Consider the following 20,870-nt stretch of genomic DNA (forward strand, 5'->3'; position numbering starts at 1 on the left):
CCTTGTAATATAGTTGATTTTTTAATCACTAGATTAATAAGATGCTCAATATAGTATTAATTCAATTCTTTCCTTAAAAATTTAGCTGTATAACTTTTATCGTCTTTTATGATTTGTTCTGGTGTACCTTTTGCAACAACTTGTCCACCACCTTTGCCACCTTCATAACCAATATCGATTATATAGTCAACGGTTTTTATAACATCGAGATTGTGTTCTATTATTAAAACAGTATTCCCTTTATCGACTAATTTATTTAAAACTTTCATCAGCACCCTAATATCTTCAAAATGCAGGCCTGTTGTAGGTTCGTCTAAAATATAAAAGGTATTACCAGTATCGCGTTTACTTAATTCTGTAGCCAGTTTAATACGTTGTGCCTCACCACCAGAAAGTGTTGTACTCTGCTGGCCTAAAGTAATATAACCTAAGCCTACATCTTTTATGGTTTTTAGTTTTCTATAAATTTTAGGTATATGCTCAAAGAAACTTACAGCATCTTCAATAGTCATATTTAAAACATCGCTAATGGACTTTCCTTTATATCTAATCTCAAGAGTTTCTCTGTTAAAACGTTTACCTTGGCATGTTTCACACTCTACATAAACATCTGGTAAAAAGTTCATTTCTATTACACGCAAACCACCACCTTGGCAAGTTTCGCAGCGTCCACCAGCAACATTAAAACTAAATCGACCAGGCTTATAACCTCTAATCATTGCTTCAGGGATTTGAGCAAATAATTTTCTAATTTCATCAAAAGTTTTGGTGTATGTCGCAGGATTACTTCTTGGAGTTCTGCCAATTGGAGATTGGTTTATATCTATAACCTTATCTGCATGTTCTAAACCTTTAATGCTTTTATACGGCATTGGTTTCTTTACACCATTAAAATAATAGGCGTTAAGAATAGGATATAGGGTTTCGTTAATTAAAGTAGATTTTCCACTGCCTGAAACTCCGGTAACTCCGATCATTTTGCCTAATGGTAATTCTATATCAACGTTTTTTAGATTATTACCTGTACAGCCTTTTAATACTATTTTTTTGCCGTTGCCTTTGCGTCTCTTTTTTGGAACTTCAATAGATTTAGTACCATTAAGATAATCTGCTGTAAGTGTTTGGTAGGTTAATAGTTCTTTTGGTGTGCCTTCGCTTATAATTTCGCCACCATGTTTCCCAGCAAAAGGACCAATATCAATAACGTGATCTGCACGTTCTATCATATCCTTATCGTGCTCAACTACGATTACAGAATTGCCAACATCTCTAAGCGAAACTAAAGAGTTAATTAGTTTCTCATTATCGCGCTGGTGCAAACCAATACTTGGTTCATCTAATATGTAAAGCACACCAACTAACTGCGAACCAATTTGTGTAGCTAATCTAATACGTTGCGCTTCACCACCAGATAATGATTTAGAACTTCGGTTTAATGACAAATAGGTTAATCCTACATCGAGTAAAAATTGAACACGGTTTCGAATTTCTTTTATAATCTCTTCCCCAATTTTTTGTTGTGTTTTAGATAAGCGAGAGGTTAAACCATCTAACCATTCTCCTAACTCAACGACATCCATCATTACGAGATCAGAAATACTCTTTCCATCAACCTTAAAGTAAAGCGATTCTTTACGTAATCGAGAGCCTTCACAAACAGGACACTCTACTTTATCCATGTATTCCTTTGCCCAGCGGACTAAAGATGTAGAGTTCGACTTATACTGACTTTCAATAAAATTGGCAACTCCTTCAAAATCGATATTATAATCTCTCGTGACTCCTAATAATTTACTTTCTACGGCAAACTTGTCTTTTCCACCATAAAGAATCATGTTTTGAGCATCCTTAGGTATATCTTCCCAAGGCGTGTTTAGCGAAAAATCAAAGCGTTGTGCTATAGTTTGAAATTGTTTAAATATCCAACTTTTCTTTTCGGGTCCATGAGGAGCCAAAGCTCCACTTTTAATTGAAAGCGATGCATCAGGAACGAGTTTGTTTTCATTTACAACATATAACTCTCCAATACCATTACAATTAGAACACGCACCTTTGGGTGAATTAAATGAGAAGTTATTAGGTTCTGGATTTGGGTACGAAATACCAGAAGACGGACACATTAAATTACGACTAAAATAGCGTGGTTCATTGGTGTCTTGGTCAATAATCATTAAGACGTCATCACCATGATACATAGCGGTATTAATGGATTCCATTAAGCGCTTTTCATTATCTTTAGTCGTGTCAATCTTTAAGCGATCAATCACCATTTCTATATCATGTGTTTTATAGCGGTCTAGTTTCATACCTTTTTCAAGGTCTACAATCTCGCCATCTGTGCGCACTTTTACAAAACCTTGTTTGGCAATTTGTTCAAATAATTCGCGATAATGGCCTTTACGAGATCTAATAACTGGCGATAAAACGTTAATGCGTTTACCTTTGTAAGATTCTAAGATTAAGTCTTTAATTTGCGCATCGCTGTAACTCACCATTTTTTCGCCAGTCTCATAACTATAGGCATCAGCAGCTCTAGCAAACAATAAGCGTAGAAAATCATAAATCTCAGTTATAGTACCAACAGTAGAACGTGGAGACTTACTTGTTGTTTTTTGTTCAATAGCAATAACAGGAGAAAGTCCATCTATTTTATCTACATCTGGACGTTCTAAACTGCCTAAAAATTGACGCGCATATGCGGAGAACGTTTCTATATATCGACGTTGACCTTCTGCATAAATCGTATCGAAAGCCAATGAGGATTTACCACTACCAGAAAGACCAGTTATAACAACAAGTTTCTCTCTAGGAATAGTAACGTCAATATTTTTAAGGTTATGCACGCGTGCACCTTTTACTTCAATAGAATCGTCAAATTTTGTCATAGAATTGCAAAGTCGCAAAGGTACAATTTTAGATGTTAATTTCTTGTGAAGTTTTAAGTCGTATTAAAATGAAAATGCTCCGATAGTTCGAAGCATTTTAAAATCATTTTATAGATTTACGTTATTTCGTTTTTACTAATTCTTTAGCAGCTAAAGCTTTATCAATTTTAGCTTTTACTTTAGAAAGAAAACCAAAAAATTTAGAACCATCTTTTTTCTTCAGCATAACGTAAGTACTGCCATCTTTTAAAGTCATTATCTCATCAACAACTACCACATTATTATAAACGCTTTTATAATTTGCAATTTTACCGCGTTTGACTAAGATATTGAGTTTAGGAAATTCTATGTAATGAAAATTTTGAGCCGTTGGCGTTTTAATCGTAAACTCATCACCAATTTTTGGGTTTGACTGAGCGCCTAATAAAAAAGAGAATCCTGAAAATAAGAGTATAAAAAATAGTTTTTTCATAATTAAATCCATTTAAATTGAGAATAATGCAAATTTAATAAGAATATTTAAATTTTTCAATTCACAACACATCATTTTTTAGGTAATTAAATAAATATAAAGAAGACTTATTTTTTTAGAATTATAATTAATCATATTTAAAAATAATAGTAACTTTATATCCATTCTCTAAGTACTATACCCTTAATGGTACAGAATCTTATAATTCGTTGTTGACTAAGCGAATAGTAAATAAGCCTTTTTTGGTTTTGTTTCCTACGTTATTTGTTATGTATCAATTAAACAAAGTGTGCTTCGATTACCTTAGCATTTATAAACTAAGACAACACTAAAATGCCAAATAAACCACCAATAATAAACACCCATGCTCATGTATTCACAGGTGATTATGTGCCACCATACTTAGCAAAAACGTATTTACCAGAACCCTTTTACAGGTTATTATCGTTGAGCTTCATCATAAATATATTACGTTGGTATTACGCTAAAGTAAAGCCCTTCTTTTACAAGAATAATTATAAACGTTGGAAACGATTTTGGGCCAAATGCGAATTGTTTTTTAAACGAACTTATATTCTTGGTTTTTTAAAATTAGCGACAGAAGTTTATTTAATTATAGTCATCCTATTTTACATTGGCTTAGGCCTTTTTGATATAGAAGCTTATTACACAGGTGTTAAAGCGCATATAGTTGATGCTTTAATATGGCTAAAGGAAAAAGGATATATTATTAAAATACCGAGCCTGTTTTATAAGTTACTATTTTTTGGCATTGTATTGGTATTTTTTAAATCGGTTCGTAATGTTGTTTTTGCGTTGCTAAGACAGTTTAAAATTCTACCAGGTAAACAATTTTCAGATTTATTTCATCGTTATGTGCAGATTGGTTTGTTTTCAAAATACAAAAAGCAAAGTGGCATTTATGATAAGCTAAAGAAGCAATATCCGCCAGACTCACATTTTGTTGGCTTACCAATGGATATGCAGTATATGAAAGCAGGAGCGCTTAAGCGTATTTATGATGAGGATAAAAAGGAGTTTATAACTATTCCAAAAGATCCAAAAACTAAAAGGCGCGATCCGTTTATTGCAATGACTTCTCAAATGGAAGGTCTGCTAAAAATAAAAAAACGGGTTAAGGATAGAGATACATTTCATCCTTTTGTATTTGCGCATCCAGAACGTATGAAGGATGAGCGCTATTTTAGTTACGAAGTCGATAAAGCAACAGGAGACGTTAGTTTAACCAAAGGGTGTATGATGCAGGTATATTTGGAAGACCACAAATTTGCCGGAATAAAAATCTATCCTGCTTTAGGCTACTATCCGTTTGATGACATGTTATTACCATTATGGAAATACTGTGTGCAAAATGAGATACCAATAATGTCCCATTGTATAAAAGGAACTATTTTTTATAGAGGTAAAAAGAAAGTAGAGTGGGATGAGCATCCGATTTTTACAGAGGGTAAAATAGACAAAACAAAGGTGAAGTCCTCAGAAGATGATACGTCTATTGGCTTAGATATTAATGCAGAATATATAGCAAAAGATGAAAATAAATTACATCTTAATGAAGTTAAAAATATAGACTTCTCTAATAATTTTTCACATCCTTTAAATTATTTATGTCTTTTAGAGCCTAGTCTATTAAAACAGATTTTACATAAGAGTAAAGACGAAAAACTAAAATCTATATTTTATTCAGACTCAGGAACGTTTAGAGCAAATGGTCTTAAAAATTTGAAACTATGTTTTGCACATTTTGGAGGAGACGATCAGTGGAAACGTTTTTTAGAGAGTGATCGCGATAACTACACCTCACAACTTATCTTAAAACCAGAAAAAGGAGTTGACTTTTTTAAAAATGTAAAAAATGAAGATAGTCCTGGTAAAATTGCATATATCTGGCGTTATGTCGACTGGTATACTACTATATGCAGTATAATGTTGCAATACCCAAATGTATATGCAGATATCAGTTATATTTTGCACGATGCTGTAATTTTACCTTTGCTCAAGCAAACATTAAGCAATGATAAATTGAGCAAAAAGGTACTTTATGGTTCAGACTTTTACGTTGTTCGAAATCATAAAAGTGATAAGGCTATTCTAGCTGATATGCGAACAGGACTCACCGAAGACGAATTTGATCAAATAGCACGCTATAATCCACGAGTCTATTTAAATCTTTAAACAAAACATTATGGCATTAATAGAAGATAAACATTACTACGTAGCATCTCCTTCTGTGGTTTTACGCGAAGCACCAGATGCTAAATCAGAACCTAAAAATCATCTATTATTTGGTGATTGGTTAGCGTATAAAGGGCCAACACAAAATGGTTTTGCGCGTATATTTTGCAGAGGAAACGTAGGTTGGATTCCTCTAAGCAGTATACGGGAGGACCGCATTTTAGAAATTAACTTTTTAGATATTGGTATTGGAGATGGTTGCCATATCGTTACACCAGATGACGAAATTATGCTTATAGATGCTGGTAAGACCGACAATATGGAACGCTTCTTATCCTGGAGGTATAATTTACGAAACAGAAAGGTCAAAGGAGTCGATGGTATCGCAGATACTGACCCAAAAGGGCGCTCACCAATGGAAATCGATCATGTGGTAATGTCACATCCAGATAAGGATCATTATTATGGATTTCTAAACGTCTTTAAAAACAAAAAGTTAAGCGTTAAAAATATTTACCATAGTGGTATTGTTGAGCGACCAATAAAAGCAGCTGACAAAGATCCAAGTTTACATTATTACAGTGGCGATGACTTAGGTGGTTATTTAAAATTTAATAGAAGTACAGCCTATATATGGGAGATGATACGCAGCAATACAGCAATGCACAACATCATAGCTAAGTTTCCTAAAACTACCAAGCAATACATGACAACGCTTCGCGAAGCCGTTAAGAATAGTCCAAATGTTAAGTTTCACACACTAAGCTATAAAACCGGGTTTTTAGATGGGTTTTCGGCACAAGATAAAATGGCCATAGAAGTTATGGGACCAGTAACAGAATCCATAAAAAAAGGAACAGAAACAAAAGAGTGTCTAAAACGATTAGGAGCAGAAGGAGTCACTAAAAATGGGCATTCTATAGTTTTTAAACTCAAAATAGGCAAGCTACTAGTGTTCTTAGGAGGTGATCTTAATACCGAATCCGAAGATTATTTAATACAGCATTACTGTGAGACCGATAAAGCGGTTTCTAAGATTGAAAAAGAGGTAAGTAAGCTTATTGCAAAGGGGAGTGCCATTACACATAGCGAATCTCAAGATTTAGCAGAATACCAAACCGAATTACAGGCAATTATAGCAAAAGCACGCAAAGTGTTTCAAGCAGATGTGGTAAAGGCTTGTCATCATGGAAGTCATCACTTTTCTGAAACATTTTTAAAATGTTTAAATGCTATTGTTACGGTCGTCTCTAGTGGAGATGGAGACAGTTACGCACATCCAAGACCAGATGCTTTGGGTTCTTTTGGTAAGTATGGTAGAGGAGAACGGCCGCTTATTTTTAGTACAGAAATTGGTAGAAGCACCAAAGAGTTTAGTAATATTTACGATTATTACGAGCAATTAAAAGCCTACGAAGCCGCAATAGATGTAGCACCAACTGCTGCCATTAAGAAAGATATACGTGAGGAAATGGAAGGCAAGAAAGATCGTAATGTGGTGGTTTACGGTATGATAACATTAAGAACAGATGGAGAGCAAGTCATATTAGCACAAAAACTAGAGCAACCAGCTGGTGACGACCAAAAATGGGATATCCATGAGCTAAAATACAATGCTAATAATTTACAGTTTGAGTATGTAAAGAAAACAGGACACTAGGATTTGGTTATATTTAGAGCACTTTTAGTTACTTAAAAAACATGCCACAAGAAAATTCTTTAATAGACGCGATACAAAAACTCATTGAAGCTGTATTATCTGCTTTAGGCTACAAAACCACCAAAAAACGCACTTGGCACCAACACGTTGTGCCATACCAAGACGGTTGGGCAGTTAGAAGGGAAGGCAATAAGCGTATAACTTCAAAGCACAGAAAGCAAAGTACCGCTATTAACAAGGCTAAAATTTTAGCGAAGCGTTATGATGCAGACGTGGTGATACACAGAGAAAGTGGTGGCATAAGAGATCGCATCAGTTATCGGGAAGATTAAATAACATCTAATATACGCACTAAGTTAATGATCCTTTTATAGAATAAATTAACGTTTTAACTAATTTTCTTACAATCTTCTAAATAATAATTTAATTTTAGGGTAATTCACTAAGTGCTGCATCCTTAGCAGTATCTAATTACATAATTCGTTGTTGACTGCATCGAATAGCATACGTGCCTCATATTAGGTAGGTTTTGTTATGGTGCTTGCTATTAATTTTAATTATTAAGTATAAAAACCAACGGGATTATGAGAACAACCTTAACTTTACTTTTAGTGATATTCTGTGTATTTGTTATGAGTGCGCAAAAACTTAAAACCAAAGTGATATTACAAGAAACTTATGGTTTAAATTATGATAAAACAAACGATTTATTTACAATTTGTGAAAAGACAACTTCATTGAATAAAGTATGTTCTCAGACTCTTATATCTAATGATAATATTTTTGTTTTCCAAGAAAAGTTGAAAGAGACACTCGATAAAAAAGTAAATAGTTTTGAGTTCAAAATTTTTGATAAAGACCTTAAACTTTCTGATTTAAAAACTATTGATTACACAAAAATTAATTTTAATTTTGATCCTTCGAAGCTATCATCAGTGCTAGATGAGGTTGAGTTTAAATTAGATGATGCACCAGAAGATTTTCCAATATTTAAAATCAAAAATACTTCTAGTGGTGTTTTTGAATTGTCTGCTAAAGATGTAATTAAGCCGATATTAATAAATTACCCTAATGATATAGTTTCTAATAAGGCAAACTTTATTATTGCTCTTCAATCCCAAATTGACTCAAAAAAAATTGAATTATCTACATACTTTGAGAAAAAGGTGAAAACTAAATTCACATCACTGTTAGCTGAACTTTACAACACAAAAATTACAAAGGATAAAGACTACAAATTTTTAACATCAGAATCACTTACTGACAACAGTGGTCCACCAGATAGCAATTATAATTTTTACTATTTATTTGATGCTAAGTCTATAAATATTAAAGTATGTAAAGCAGGTGATGACACTAGTTGTAAAATTTATGGACCATATAGTTTAGCAATAACCGAGAATGAATTTGTAAATAGCATAATAAAACAGCACGGTGTTTTTGTGGATGGTAATGAAGGTAACCAAACGACTATTGGTAAGGTCTACTATATGATAATAACAAAAAGACAGAACTTAAAGACTGAAGGTTTAAAGCGGGAGATTAATGACTCTATAACTAATATTTTTGAAAAAATAGAAAACGCAGAAAACACATTTAGTGGCCAGTTTGTAATCAACAGAAAAGTACCTTTATATAAGAGCAAATTATTGAAAAAACGATGGTATTGGTTAGATAAATATGGGAAGCTTGAAATTAATAAAAAGGTTGAATTACTCATTGACTCTGTTAATATTCGTTTTTTTAATAATAGAGCAGATGATATCACAATTGTTGGGCGTTTAAGTAATGATATGGAGAAGACAAGAGTCTTTACTAATAGAAATTATAGTCTACCACTACGCGAGTTTACTCACAGAGTACAAACCAATTCTCTAGTAGATAAAGATAACGACACACTCACTTATTATTATGATGATGTTTTAGATTTTTTACCCTATAACAAGTATAATTATGCTGTCAAGAACGGTGAAATAAAGGTTGGCTTAAGAGACAGTACGAAAGTAGTAGAGCGTAAAATCGGAGACTATTTCACAGGCATATTTTTTTCTGATTTCTTGGGGTTAAATAATAATAACAGTAATGGTTTAATCATTGCAGAAGGGAGGATACGAATTCCATGGCATCTAAGAAACTATAGAAAAGCCACGCTGTTTGATAATATTACAGCTTATGCTTCAGTAAATCTTTTTAGTGGTTTTGAAAATAATTCTCGTAAAGTTGAATTGGACGATACTTTTGATGCTGATGAAACATCTGAGGCTAATGCTCAAAATTTCACAACGGATAATTTTAATTTATTAGCTAATAATAATATTGATGCAGGTGTGCTCTTAACTCCTTACACTTTTGAGTGGAAAGGGGCATCTACTTTTATTCATTTGCGCTATGGATTAAGATTTCTAAGAACTGGCATTGAATACAATCTAAAAGAAAGAGATACAATAATTGATAATAATATTTCTACAATTCAAGAGACAGTGTTAGAACGTAAAAGTTTTCAAGTTTTTTCAATAGGTCAAGAATTAGAGATTAATTTTGAAGTCAGACCACAATCAAGTGTTGGCGCAGATCTTACCGTAGGTTTAAATTGGTTTAGAGCTAATGGCACTAATAAAAATGATGTCGTTTTTTCAACAACTAATAATTCTCCTAATTTAAAAGTTATGGCGAACATTTATGCACTTACAAATTCTGAGGATAGTAATTCTGGTGTCTATTTTAGATTAGGTGGTCATTATAACCTTGGAACTTATAAAGTATTTCCTCAAATAATGGTTGGTTACGCCACAAATTTGAGTTCTTTTGTTAATAAGTTGAAAAAAGAAGATTAAAAATAATATTTTTTCTAAGCTCAACTTTATGTTTTAAAGAATTGATTTTTATGATAATCATAATGATTAAGGGTAATCTCAACGAAATACTCGCCGAAATCATGAAATAAGCTGAAGGTCAGTTTAGTGATTGGAGTGCTTAAATTTTAAACTTTAATATTATGAAAAAATTAATTTTACTTGTATTAACCTTAATATCTTTTTGCGCCAGTTCACAAAGTGTAAAAGAACGCAATGATGCTAGAATTATTAAAAAAATAGAAAATGCTAAAATTTGCTCAATAGCACTGATCAGTTTTTGTGTCGATGAAGATTATGATGCCTTCTATGGAGGTCAACGAAAATTAGGTGAAATGGTTTATGGTAAAGGAGAAAATTGCTGCTTAAAATATCCAAAGTATCCTTTTATTAGTCCTATGGAAGTACATCTCGCTGCTTTCGAGAATGAAAAAGAAATTAGAAAATATGCAGCAAACCCTTTTCAACTAAAAAAAGTAAGAGCAAAACTAAAACCACGCATTAATAAGTTAATTGAAAAAGCAAAAGAACAAGGTCATGAAGATTTGCCGTTTTATACGGATCAAGGATTTACAATAAAAGACTATGACTTTGACAAGAAAGAATTAGTCCTTAAAAACTATTATGGTCAAAGCATATCATTTAGAGGAGATACAAAAGGGAATTTTTCTGAAGATTTTAAATTAACAAAATCTATAGCTGGTGATTATCGCATACCGATTAGTGAAAAAAAGGCTGAAAAGTTATTTTCATATTATGATAAGTATCCAATGTTAAATAAAACCCTTTTTGTGAAACTAAGTTATACAATTTCAGCGACCGATAGAAAAGGGAACTATGGGAAATTTACGGCTACAGTTTCTAAAATGGAATTCTTTTATCCAGATAATTGGGATGATAAGATTGGTGAAATAACTGTGGAATAAATACTTAACAACAATAATATTACAACTATAAAACAAAATGAAGCGCATCTAGTTTATATAGGGCTAAATTAAATTATAATAATTAATGAAACTACTAGGAATTTCTTCAAGAATAAACCACCCAGAATACGGCAAAGGAGTCATTACAAATGTTACATCAAAACACTATTGGGTCACCTTTATAGATTACGGCTTAGAAACTATAGAACTAGACTCGGACTTTGAGGTCATAGAAGCTGCTGAAGATGATGTGGATACCGTAAGTTTTTACGAAGTAGAAAAGAGTCTACGTGATATACTCAAAAAATGGTCTGATGCTTCAGAAGTTATAACCATTGCAGACAAATGGAAAGGAGGTAAACTCATTATGCAACCAGGTGATGAGAATTTAAAATCTAGTGAATTGCCTATTGATAAATTCTTTCATAAGATTACCATGGTTAGAGATCGTCTGCGTGTGATGGAACAAAAGATTAACTCCAGTAATTTAGAAGCACAAGAAAAGATAGATTTACAACAATACATTACTCGCAGTTATGGCAGTTTAACTAGTTTTAATGTGTTGTTTAAGCTAAAGACACAGCAGTTTAAAGGACAAAGTTCCAAATAGCCTGTAGGTCATATTATAATTTTAAACCTTTAACCGTACCCATATCCATATCCATAAATAAAAACTCATGGAACTCGGGTAACTGTGCACCACTTTCGGTTATGGTCCATTGGTTCCAGCTGGCTTCTAAACCATCTATAGGCAAAATATTTACCCACATCTGGAAACTTTTTGGCTTACCAGAATCTTCTAAATGCCATAAATAAGAATCGCCAGGTGTAGATCCGCCAGTGGTATAGGTAACAAGTAAAGCGTCCTCTTTATCTTCGGTTTGCACCAAGCGTCGTTCTACTCCCTTATCAAAGACTTTGTATGGTGCCACTAACCAAAACGAGTCATTATTAAAATAACCTAATGCTTTATTTATATAATCCTGTTTCTCAATACCATTATACTCTTGCTTTGCTACAAAGACTTTTGAGTTGGCATTTTGTTCTAAATCTAAGATAACTGTAAAATCGTCCCAAGATACTTCGCAAGTGTTATCAGATTTATACCATTTGTAATGGTGTTTACCTATAAAGGTCCATTCTAAATAATCTGTATTTAAATAGGCCGCTTCATTTAAGGCTTGTAACATTTTTACAGCGAGTTGGTCTGCTTGAGGTCCTTGTTCTCCTTCTGGTAAATCTTCGTTGTATTTTAGATACATAAACCCAAAGAGCAGTAGTGTGGGTAAGGTGAAGAATATAATAATACCTCCGATGATTTTTAGAATGCGCTTTGTTGTTAGTTTTTTTGCCATATTCTATTATGTGATGCGGTCTGCCTTAAGTAGTCGAAATCTAGTATTAAAACCTCTAGACGTAACCTATAAACTTCTTTTTATAAAATGTATTTTATAGCAATCTATGCTTTGCTAAGACCAGCTTAGTTTTTACGTTGTTGCTAAGCTAAAGCAATAGTCATTATTTATTGAGCTAATGCAAGTATACTTTTCCAAATATCTTCATTTACTTCTATCCCTTCTTTTAAATGTTTTGCTCTGGTTTGCGCACTGCGTTCACCTGGATAATAAACGTTTTGATTAGGGTTAATAAGTTCTACATCCTTAGTGAAATCGATAATCTCATCGATTAATTTTTGCTCTAATCCCTTAGCGTTAAACACTTCTGGATAAATACAGATATAGACTTGCGAGATGGCAGTTTCAATTTTTTTTGAACTTATATTGCGAGTTGAGTTACCAGCAGAAAGTATAGTGGCAAGCATATCTAGCACCATAGAAAGCGCAGAACCTTTCCAATAACCAATAGGTAAACCACGTTCTTTACGAAGAATTTTTTCAGGATCTTTAGAGAGTTCATTAGTATCATCCCAACCACCATGAAAAGGTAATTTTTCGCCTTTTAGCTTATAGTCATTTATTTTACCGAATGAATATTGTGATAATGCCATATCTAATACAACATGACCTTTTTTTCTAGGTATAGAAATTACAAATGGGTTATTGCCAATTCGGCTGTCTTTACCTCCCCAAGGTGGCATATTGGGTTGCGTATTTGTAAAAAGGATAGAAATACAATTAGCTTCAGCAGCTTGTATTCCATAACTGCCTCCTCGCATCCAATGATTGGTATTACGTAATGCAACCATACCCATTCCATGCTCTTTTGCTAATTCTATAGCTCTGCTTGTGCATGTTCTGGCATTTAAAATACCAGGTCCTATATGACCATCCCAACGCTCAATATTACCAAAAGAAGCTATTTTCTTCGCCTCTGCATCCTTATTAATTACACCTTTATTAAGGTAATCAATAAAAAGTGGTACACGATTAATACCATGAGAGCTTACACCATCTAAAGTACTTTCTGTAAATGTATGTGCAAGTATTTCTGCCTTTTCTTTAGTGAATTTATACGTAACGAAAAGGTCGTAAAGGACGTTTTGTAGATTTACGGATGAAATTTTCATAACTTCTAATAGTCTTGCTTTATGGCTTTACTTTCTGTTGGTTTTGTTATATACTGTACAAGCGGAAATTATTAATTATCCGATTTATAACCAGCAGGTCGTTTCCAACGCACAGGTGCTTTAGGTTCTGGTTGGAGCTCAAATTCATTTCCTTTTAATAATTTTAAAGCTTCTTGTACGGCACGCCCTAATTGTGGATCTATACCTTTAGACGTTAATTTTGGGTCTTGAATAACTTCAATATCTGGTGCCACACCTTCTCCTTCAACAGCCCATTTTCCATTAACATCATAAAAGCCTCCTCGTGGTGCTACCATACGACCACCATCTATGAAGCGTGGAGTATCCCAAGTACCAACTAAGCCTCCCCAAGTTTTAGTACCAATAAGTGGTCCCATATTTTTCATTTTAAACATATAAGGTAATAAGTCACCACCAGAACCTGCACGCTCGTTAATGAGCATTACTTTTGGTCCCCAAATACCAGCCATAGGAGTGGTCCATGGTCTATTATCTCCAGCCTTGCTATTAAAATAACCGAACAGTTCGCGTCCCATAATATCAATCATATAATCTGCTGCAGAACCTCCACCATTATTACGTTCGTCGATAACAGCTCCTTTTTTCTCTTGCTGAGAGAAATAGTAGCGGTTAAAGGAAGTGAAGCCTCCACCACTTGTATTCGGTACATAGACATAAGCCAATTTACCATTAGAGAGTTCGTCAACTTTTCTGCGGTTCCCTTCAACCCAATCTACAGTTCGTAAGCCACGCTCGCTGCCAATTGGCTTTACTAAAATTGTTTTAGCATTTGTCATTGTTGGACTAGAATTAACAGTAATATTAATTTCTCGTCCAGCTGTTTGTTCTAATACGTTGTATGGGTTTACGTTAGCTGATAATGTCGTTCCATTAATGGCCAATATATAATCACCTTCTTTTACGTTAATACCTGGTTGTGCTAAAGGTGCTTTTAAATTCGGATTCCAGCGTTCACCATTATATAATTTTGAAATTTGGTAGTTTCCGTTAATTAATTTAAGATCACAGCCCAATAAACCAACAGGAACACGATCTACATTTGGGAAATCACCACCGGAAACATAAGAGTGACCAACGGCTACTTCACCACTCATAATATCAACAACATAATTTAAATCTGTTCTGTGACGTACATGGTCAATCCAGGGTGCATACCATTTGTAAACGTCATCCCAAGGCGCTCCATGTACATTATCTACATACAAGAAGTCGCGCATGTAACGCCAACCTTCTTTAAAGATTTGGTGTGCTTCAGCTTTTGGATCGAGCTTTATTTTTAAGTTAACTTTTAAATTATCTTTTCCAGGTTTTGGTGGAGTAGAAGTATTGGTTAGCACCCAACTTCTATTTTGAAATAATAAAATAGATTTTCTATCATCTGAAGCTACCATTTGTGAGACTCCATCAGCAAAATCTGAGGCTTTCTCTTTTTCAACATCATACGAATGTACTTTTAACCCGTTGGCATTAGGTATGGCTTCAGCAATGAAAATCTTGTGCTTAGGACCTTTTAATAAAGCTACATAATTTCTAGCCGGAAGGTCTAAAGCCACAGCGCGATCAAAAATTCCGTTTTCGTCGATAATTACTGTAACTCCACTAGCTTCTTTTTTGTCTCCTTTATCTTCGTTTTTTTCTTTTGAAGTTTCTTCCATATCACTTTTTGGAAGATTTGGTGCAGCATCAGCTGAATTTAAAACCACTGCATATAAGTTGCGTGTTAAACTTGCAGAAGGATCATAATTACTCATATCTAACCAACCTGTTTGAAGTCCATAATTGGTGCTTGCCAAGGTATATAAGTATTTACCAGATGCATCCCAAACAGGTGTTATAGCATCTGCAATTGGATCTGTAAGTTGAATTGTTTTTTTAGAGTCTATATTATAAGCAAAGATCGATTTAAAATGACTGTCTTGTTGTTTTGCAAAGGCAATCCATTTGCTATCTGGAGACCACACCGGATTCATTGAACGGTTAGGATGTGCATAACGGTCTGTAGCTACTTTATTTGTTTTTTTAGACTCGAGATTTATGATCCAAATATTATAATGGGTGTCAGTATAGGCAATGTGTTTACCATCTGGTGACCAATCGGGTTGAAAATAAAAAGTTGGATTAGGTAATTTAATGGCTTTTGCATTCTGCCCATTTTGGTCTGCTACCATTAATTGATACTCTCCACTTTTATCAGAAAACCAAGCTATTTTATCGCCTTTTGGAGACCATATAGGATTGCGATCTGCAACTCCAGGTGAGTTGGTGATATTCATCCAAGTTCCGTTTTCTTTTGGAATTGTAAATATTTCACCGCGATGCTCAAAAATTGCACGTTTGCCTTTTGGAGAAACATTTGGATTAGATAACTGCCTAGCAGAAACATTATCCCATTTGGTGCGGTAAAAATTTAGGTCTGCTTTTACATTTATATTAAGTTGTTTTGTATCTCCAGACGAAGGATTGTAGACATGAAGATAACCACCTTGTTCATAAACAATTTTATTAGCACTTGCATCGAGACTTTTTACATCAAACTTCTTATGCTTTGTAATCTGCTTTTCTTCCTTTGTTATCGGATTAAAAGACCAAATATTCATTGTATAATCGCGCTCAGACATAAAGTAAACGTTACCATCTAACCAAACTGGGTCTAGATGACGTTCGCCAGTAGGTTGTGTGGTTCTTATTAAATCTTTAGTTTTCATATTAACCACCCAAATTGGCATAGCTTGTCCACCTCTATAGTTTCTCCATTCTGCGTCCCAACCAGTAATAGGCGTATAAGCCAAGTGCTTACCGTCTGACGACAATTCACCATAAGCTGCTCTAGGAATATCTAATGCTTCTGGAAGTCCTCCTTTGGTAGCAACCGTAAAAAACTTATTCGTCATTGTTGGCTGTGATTCTCTTCCAGAACGAAATAAGACTTTGCCATCTGGTGTCCAACCTTGTACAAAATCTCCACCAGGATGATATGTTAATCGCTTTGGTTCTCCACCTTCTGAAGGCATAACAAAAACATCAACATTACCATCGTACTGTGCTGTAAAAGCAATCATTTTGCCATCATTAGAGAAATGCGGATTAGATTCGTAACCGTCGTCGCTTGTTAACCGAATTGCAGTACCACCATTTATAGAGGATTTCCATAGATCGTTAGCATATACAAACACAACATCGTCTCCATGTAATGTGGGTTGTCTTAATAATTGTGTGCCTTGAGAAAAGCTAAATAATGAATAGCATAGCGCTAATACGATAGTTAATTGTTTCATTGTGGTTGGTTTTATGTGAAGTAAGTTTGGTTGATGGATTTGGTGACAATAAATATACGATTTACTAGTATTGAATATTTTAAATTGGAGTTAAAAAGGCAATTCGTTTTATTGTTTAGAATTAAAATGTTGCTGCGAGGTAAGAAGTAGTCTTGTCAAAAAAATAATAGAACCAATGAAAAGATTGCTTCGTACCAAACAATGACGGTTTCTTTTTTATTACTAATAATGAAGATGATTTTAAAACCCAACAGCAGTATCGTCACCGCGTTTATCGGCTCCACCTTCTAAGGTTCCGTCCTCTAGCATTAATATACCGTCAACGATTCCTATAATCGGTGATTTGGTCTCATTAATAGTATATCCTAAATCCTTAAGTTGCTGTATAATTTTTTTATCAAATACATGAGGCTCCATTCTAATTTCGTCTGGTAACCACTGATTATGAAAACGAGGAGCGTTAACTGCTTGTTGCATGGTTAACTGAAATTCATGCACATTTAAAATGGTTTGTAAAACAGACGTTATAATTGTAGAACCACCTGGAGTACCTAATGACATATAGAATTCTCCGTTTTTTTCTACAATAGTAGGAGTCATAGAACTTAACATTCGCTTTTCTGGAACAATACTATTAGCTTCCGCACCAATAAGTCCGTAATAATTTGGTTCACCTGGTTTACTACTAAAGTCATCCATTTCATTATTTAGAAAAAAACCTAAGTCATCTACAAAAAGTTTAGATCCATAACCACCATTTAGAGTTGTAGTAACAGCAATGGCGTTTCCAAATTGGTCTACAATAGAGTAGTGGGTCGTTTCATCACTTTCATAACCTACTATATTGCCATGAGATATAGAATCTACTGCTGTTGGTTTATCAAAAGAGAACCCTTTCATTCGGTTTTGTAAATAAACATCACTCGTTAAGGTTTCGATAGGTATGTCTACAAAATCGGGATCACCTAAATAAAAACTTCGGTCTGCATAAGCACGTTTTTCTGCTTCAACTAGTACTTGAATGGTTTTTAATGAATTATGACCATAATCTTTTAAATCAAAAGGTTCTGCCATTTTCATAATTTGGCTAAGGCAAATACCACCAGAAGAAGGTGGTGACATTGAGGTAATTATTAAATCATCATACTGAAAACTAATAGGATCTCTCCATTTTGCTTCATATTTTTCTAAATCTTCGAGCGTTATAATACTACCTTTAGATTGTAAATACTTTACTAAGCGTTGTCCTGTTTCTCCTTTATAAAACTCATCTCTTCCGTGCTCTGCAATCCTTTGCAGTGTTGCTGCCAACTCTAAATTAATGAGTTTATCACCAGCCTTTAAATTGTTGTTGTATAAAATTTCCTTTCCATTTACAGCTCTAATCATACTATCGTAATGGGCAATTCTCAAGGCTTGTTTTTCTGTGATAATGTAGCCATATCGCGCCAAATTTATAACAGGCTTTAGAATTTGCGAAATCTCTAGTCTCCCGAACCGTTCTTGAGCTTCAAATATGCCAGCTACAGTGCCTGGTATGCCAACTGCCATGCTGCCAACAGTGCTTAAATCTTGGATAACATTACCCTTTTTATCTAGATACATGTCTTTTGTTGCTGCTAGTGGTGCTTTTTCTCTATAATCTAAAGCTCCCTTTTTGCCGTCTGCGAGTCGATATACTAAGAAACCTCCGCCGCCAAGATTACCAGCGTATGGGTATGCAACCGCTAAAGCCATTTCAGTTGCCATCATAGCATCAAAAGCATTACCTCCTAATTTTAATATTTCTGTGCCGATTTGAGAGGCCTCTTTTCTAGCAGAAACTACCATCGCTTTTTCTGTAATTAAGCCTCTGGTGTTAAATTCTTCAACAGTATGAGATACATCTTTTTTACAGCCCAAAAAAAGTAATACTGTTATTAAAAAAGTCAGTAATCTACTCATATCTCATATTGTTTTTCTATTACTATTCTTTTTTTAGTACTAAAGTCTATTAACGCTTTAAAAAAAGCTGTAAAGTCATTTTCAAAAGCTTCATAGTGTTGCTTCAGTTCTTTTGTGGCTTCATTCATTTTAGATCGGCCTTTCGTTCGTCTATTCATACCATCTAAAACCAGTTGAATACCCTCAAGACTTTCATAACTTAACAACCAATTATCTTCGATCATTATGGGTGTTAGTTTTTGAAAACGTGGTGGTAATACTTCAAAATGTCTATCTAAACTTTTATAAAATTTATTAATGTATGTTGGTAATGGCACATCTGAATAAGCAGACCAATTTTTAGCTAAAAAATGATCAAAGATTATATCTACAATTACTCCGCTATAATGGCCATAACCTTCATGAAGTCGTTTTGTGCATTTACGAAATATAGGATGTGCATCCGTAAATGTATCTATTTCCCTATGCAGTTGAATACCAGCTTGTACCTCGATTGGGTAAGACTTATATTTATTGCCTCTAACACCATCACCAGCAAAGTTACCAATGGTAAGTAATTCATTATCTCCAGAAAGGTAAATGTGCGCTAGAAAATTCATAAGCCGAATTTACAAATTCGTAATCAACTCATCATAACTTTTTATAATTAAGATATTATATTTGTTGAAAATCAAAATCATATATGACTTTAATAAAATCTATATCAGGAATTCGTGGAACTATCGGTGGTACAGTTGATGATAATTTAACTCCAATTGATGCGGTTAAATTTGCAGCAGCTTATGGTACTTGGCTAAAAAACCAGCGAAGTAAAGAGAATTATCGTGTTGTCGTAGGCAGAGATGCAAGAATTTCTGGTGAGATGATTCAGAATTTAGTTATGAATACCTTAGTTGGTTTAGGTATACATGTTATTGATTTAGGTTTGTCTACAACACCGACGGTTGAAATTGCTGTACCTATGGAACATGCTGATGGAGGTATCATTTTAACGGCAAGTCATAACCCAAAACAATGGAATGCTTTAAAGCTTCTAAATAATAAAGGTGAATTTTTAAATGGTGAAGAAGGTCAGAAAATTTTAGAAATAGCAGAATCAAATAGTATGCATTTTTCAGAAGTTGATGATTTAGGAAAAATAACAAAGAATGAAGCTTACATTGATATGCATATCGATGCTGTTTTAGAATTGCCATTAGTCAACGCAAAAGCTATTGAAGCCGCAAATTTTAAGGTTGTCGTAGATGGAGTAAATTCAACGGGAGGTATCGCTATTCCATTATTGTTAGAACGTTTAGGTGTACATCCCGTAAAATTATATTGTGATCCTACTGGTCATTTTCCTCATAATCCAGAACCACTTAAAGAGCATTTGGGTGATCTTGCTAAAGCCGTTGTGAAAGAGCGTGCAGATTTTGGTATCGTAGTAGATCCAGATGTAGATCGTTTAGCTTTTATGGACGAAACCGGAGAAATGTTTGGTGAAGAATATACCTTAGTGGCCTGTGCAGATTATGTGTTGAGTAAAAATCCAGGGAACACAGTTAGTAATATGAGTTCTACAAGAGCCTTACGCGATGTTACTGAAAAGTATGGAGGAATGTACGAAGCGAGTGCTGTGGGAGAAGTGAATGTTGTTAACTTAATGAAGAAAAATAATGTTGTTATTGGAGGAGAAGGTAATGGTGGCATTATTTATCCAGATTCGCATTATGGACGAGATGCTTTAGTTGGTGTAGCTCTATTTTTGAGTTTGTTAGCTGAACGTAAGATGAAAGTAAGTGAGCTAAGGGCGTCGTATCCAAATTATTATATGAGTAAAAAGAAAATACAGTTAACACCTGGATTGGATGTAGATGGAATTTTAAGCACTATGGAATCTTACTATAGTCATGAGAAATTAACTACTGTAGATGGTGTGAAAATTGATTTTGAAGACAGTTGGGTACATTTAAGAAAAAGTAACACTGAGCCTATAATTAGAATATATACTGAAGCACCATCTCAAAATTCTGCAGATGCATTGGCAGATCGATTTATAGCTGAGATTAAAGCTATTTCTAATATTTAGTAACTTTGCATTAAACGGAT

The 20,870-nt window shown here is 34.1% G+C and carries 14 protein-coding genes; 7 read left to right on the plus strand and 7 right to left on the minus strand.

The window, feature by feature from the left end:
* Positions 1–56 precede the first annotated feature (56 nt).
* Both uvrA and ACFWU4_RS10535 read right to left on the minus strand, forming a co-directional pair.
* Entirely contained in the window at positions 57–2,885 is a 2,829-nt protein-coding gene (gene uvrA, locus ACFWU4_RS10530) for an excinuclease ABC subunit UvrA (RefSeq protein WP_411127609.1), read from the minus strand.
* 121 nt (positions 2,886–3,006) lie between these two features.
* Complete coding sequence (locus ACFWU4_RS10535; protein WP_411127611.1) at positions 3,007–3,357, minus strand: hypothetical protein; 351 nt, start codon at positions 3,355–3,357, stop codon at positions 3,007–3,009.
* Between the two features lie 333 nt (positions 3,358–3,690).
* Here ACFWU4_RS10535 and ACFWU4_RS10540 point away from each other — a divergent pair, with 333 nt between their 5' ends.
* From ACFWU4_RS10540 to ACFWU4_RS10565, 6 genes are all read left to right on the plus strand, one after another.
* Positions 3,691–5,553, plus strand: coding sequence for a hypothetical protein (locus tag ACFWU4_RS10540; RefSeq protein ID WP_411127613.1), 1,863 nt, complete (start codon positions 3,691–3,693; stop codon positions 5,551–5,553).
* Between the two features lie 10 nt (positions 5,554–5,563).
* Positions 5,564–7,213, plus strand: coding sequence for a ComEC/Rec2 family competence protein (locus ACFWU4_RS10545; RefSeq protein WP_411127615.1), 1,650 nt, complete (start codon positions 5,564–5,566; stop codon positions 7,211–7,213).
* A gap of 41 nt (positions 7,214–7,254) precedes the next feature.
* Positions 7,255–7,545 (plus strand): DUF2188 domain-containing protein, encoded by a 291-nt coding sequence (locus tag ACFWU4_RS10550; RefSeq protein WP_411127616.1) that lies wholly within the window; start codon positions 7,255–7,257, stop codon positions 7,543–7,545.
* Between the two features lie 252 nt (positions 7,546–7,797).
* Positions 7,798–10,047 (plus strand): hypothetical protein, encoded by a 2,250-nt coding sequence (locus tag ACFWU4_RS10555; protein WP_411127618.1) that lies wholly within the window; start codon positions 7,798–7,800, stop codon positions 10,045–10,047.
* A 161-nt stretch (positions 10,048–10,208) separates the two neighbouring features.
* Positions 10,209–10,991 carry a DUF4852 domain-containing protein gene (locus ACFWU4_RS10560; protein ID WP_411127620.1) on the plus strand — a complete coding sequence of 261 codons (783 nt, stop codon included), beginning with the start codon at positions 10,209–10,211 and terminating at the stop codon, positions 10,989–10,991.
* Between the two features lie 85 nt (positions 10,992–11,076).
* A complete protein-coding gene (locus ACFWU4_RS10565) occupies positions 11,077–11,601 on the plus strand; it encodes a hypothetical protein (protein ID WP_411127622.1) in 525 nt (174 codons plus the stop codon).
* Positions 11,602–11,614: 13 nt separating this feature from the next.
* Here ACFWU4_RS10565 and ACFWU4_RS10570 read toward each other — a convergent pair whose 3' ends face one another.
* From ACFWU4_RS10570 to ACFWU4_RS10590, 5 genes are all read right to left on the minus strand, one after another.
* Positions 11,615–12,346 (minus strand): hypothetical protein, encoded by a 732-nt coding sequence (locus ACFWU4_RS10570; protein WP_411127624.1) that lies wholly within the window; start codon positions 12,344–12,346, stop codon positions 11,615–11,617.
* A 167-nt stretch (positions 12,347–12,513) separates the two neighbouring features.
* A complete protein-coding gene (gene yiaK, locus ACFWU4_RS10575) occupies positions 12,514–13,518 on the minus strand; it encodes a 3-dehydro-L-gulonate 2-dehydrogenase (RefSeq protein ID WP_411127626.1) in 1,005 nt (334 codons plus the stop codon).
* 71 nt (positions 13,519–13,589) lie between these two features.
* On the minus strand, positions 13,590–16,835 hold the full coding sequence (locus ACFWU4_RS10580) for a PDZ domain-containing protein (protein WP_411127628.1): 3,246 nt from the start codon (positions 16,833–16,835) through the stop codon (positions 13,590–13,592).
* A gap of 240 nt (positions 16,836–17,075) precedes the next feature.
* Positions 17,076–18,779: a gamma-glutamyltransferase gene (gene ggt, locus ACFWU4_RS10585; RefSeq protein ID WP_411127630.1), complete on the minus strand. Its 1,704-nt coding sequence runs from the start codon at positions 18,777–18,779 to the stop codon at positions 17,076–17,078.
* Complete coding sequence (locus ACFWU4_RS10590; protein WP_411127632.1) at positions 18,776–19,378, minus strand: ACP phosphodiesterase; 603 nt, start codon at positions 19,376–19,378, stop codon at positions 18,776–18,778. The genes ggt and ACFWU4_RS10590 overlap by 4 nt, the downstream gene beginning before the upstream one ends.
* An 83-nt stretch (positions 19,379–19,461) precedes the next feature.
* On the opposite strand from ACFWU4_RS10590, the gene glmM reads away from it, so the two are divergent.
* A complete protein-coding gene (glmM, locus tag ACFWU4_RS10595; protein WP_411127633.1) occupies positions 19,462–20,850 on the plus strand; it encodes a phosphoglucosamine mutase in 1,389 nt (462 codons plus the stop codon).
* Positions 20,851–20,870: the final 20 nt, after the last annotated feature.

The organism is Winogradskyella sp. PE311 (assembly GCF_046545555.1).
In the GTDB taxonomy this organism is placed as follows: Bacteria; Bacteroidota; Bacteroidia; order Flavobacteriales; family Flavobacteriaceae; genus Winogradskyella.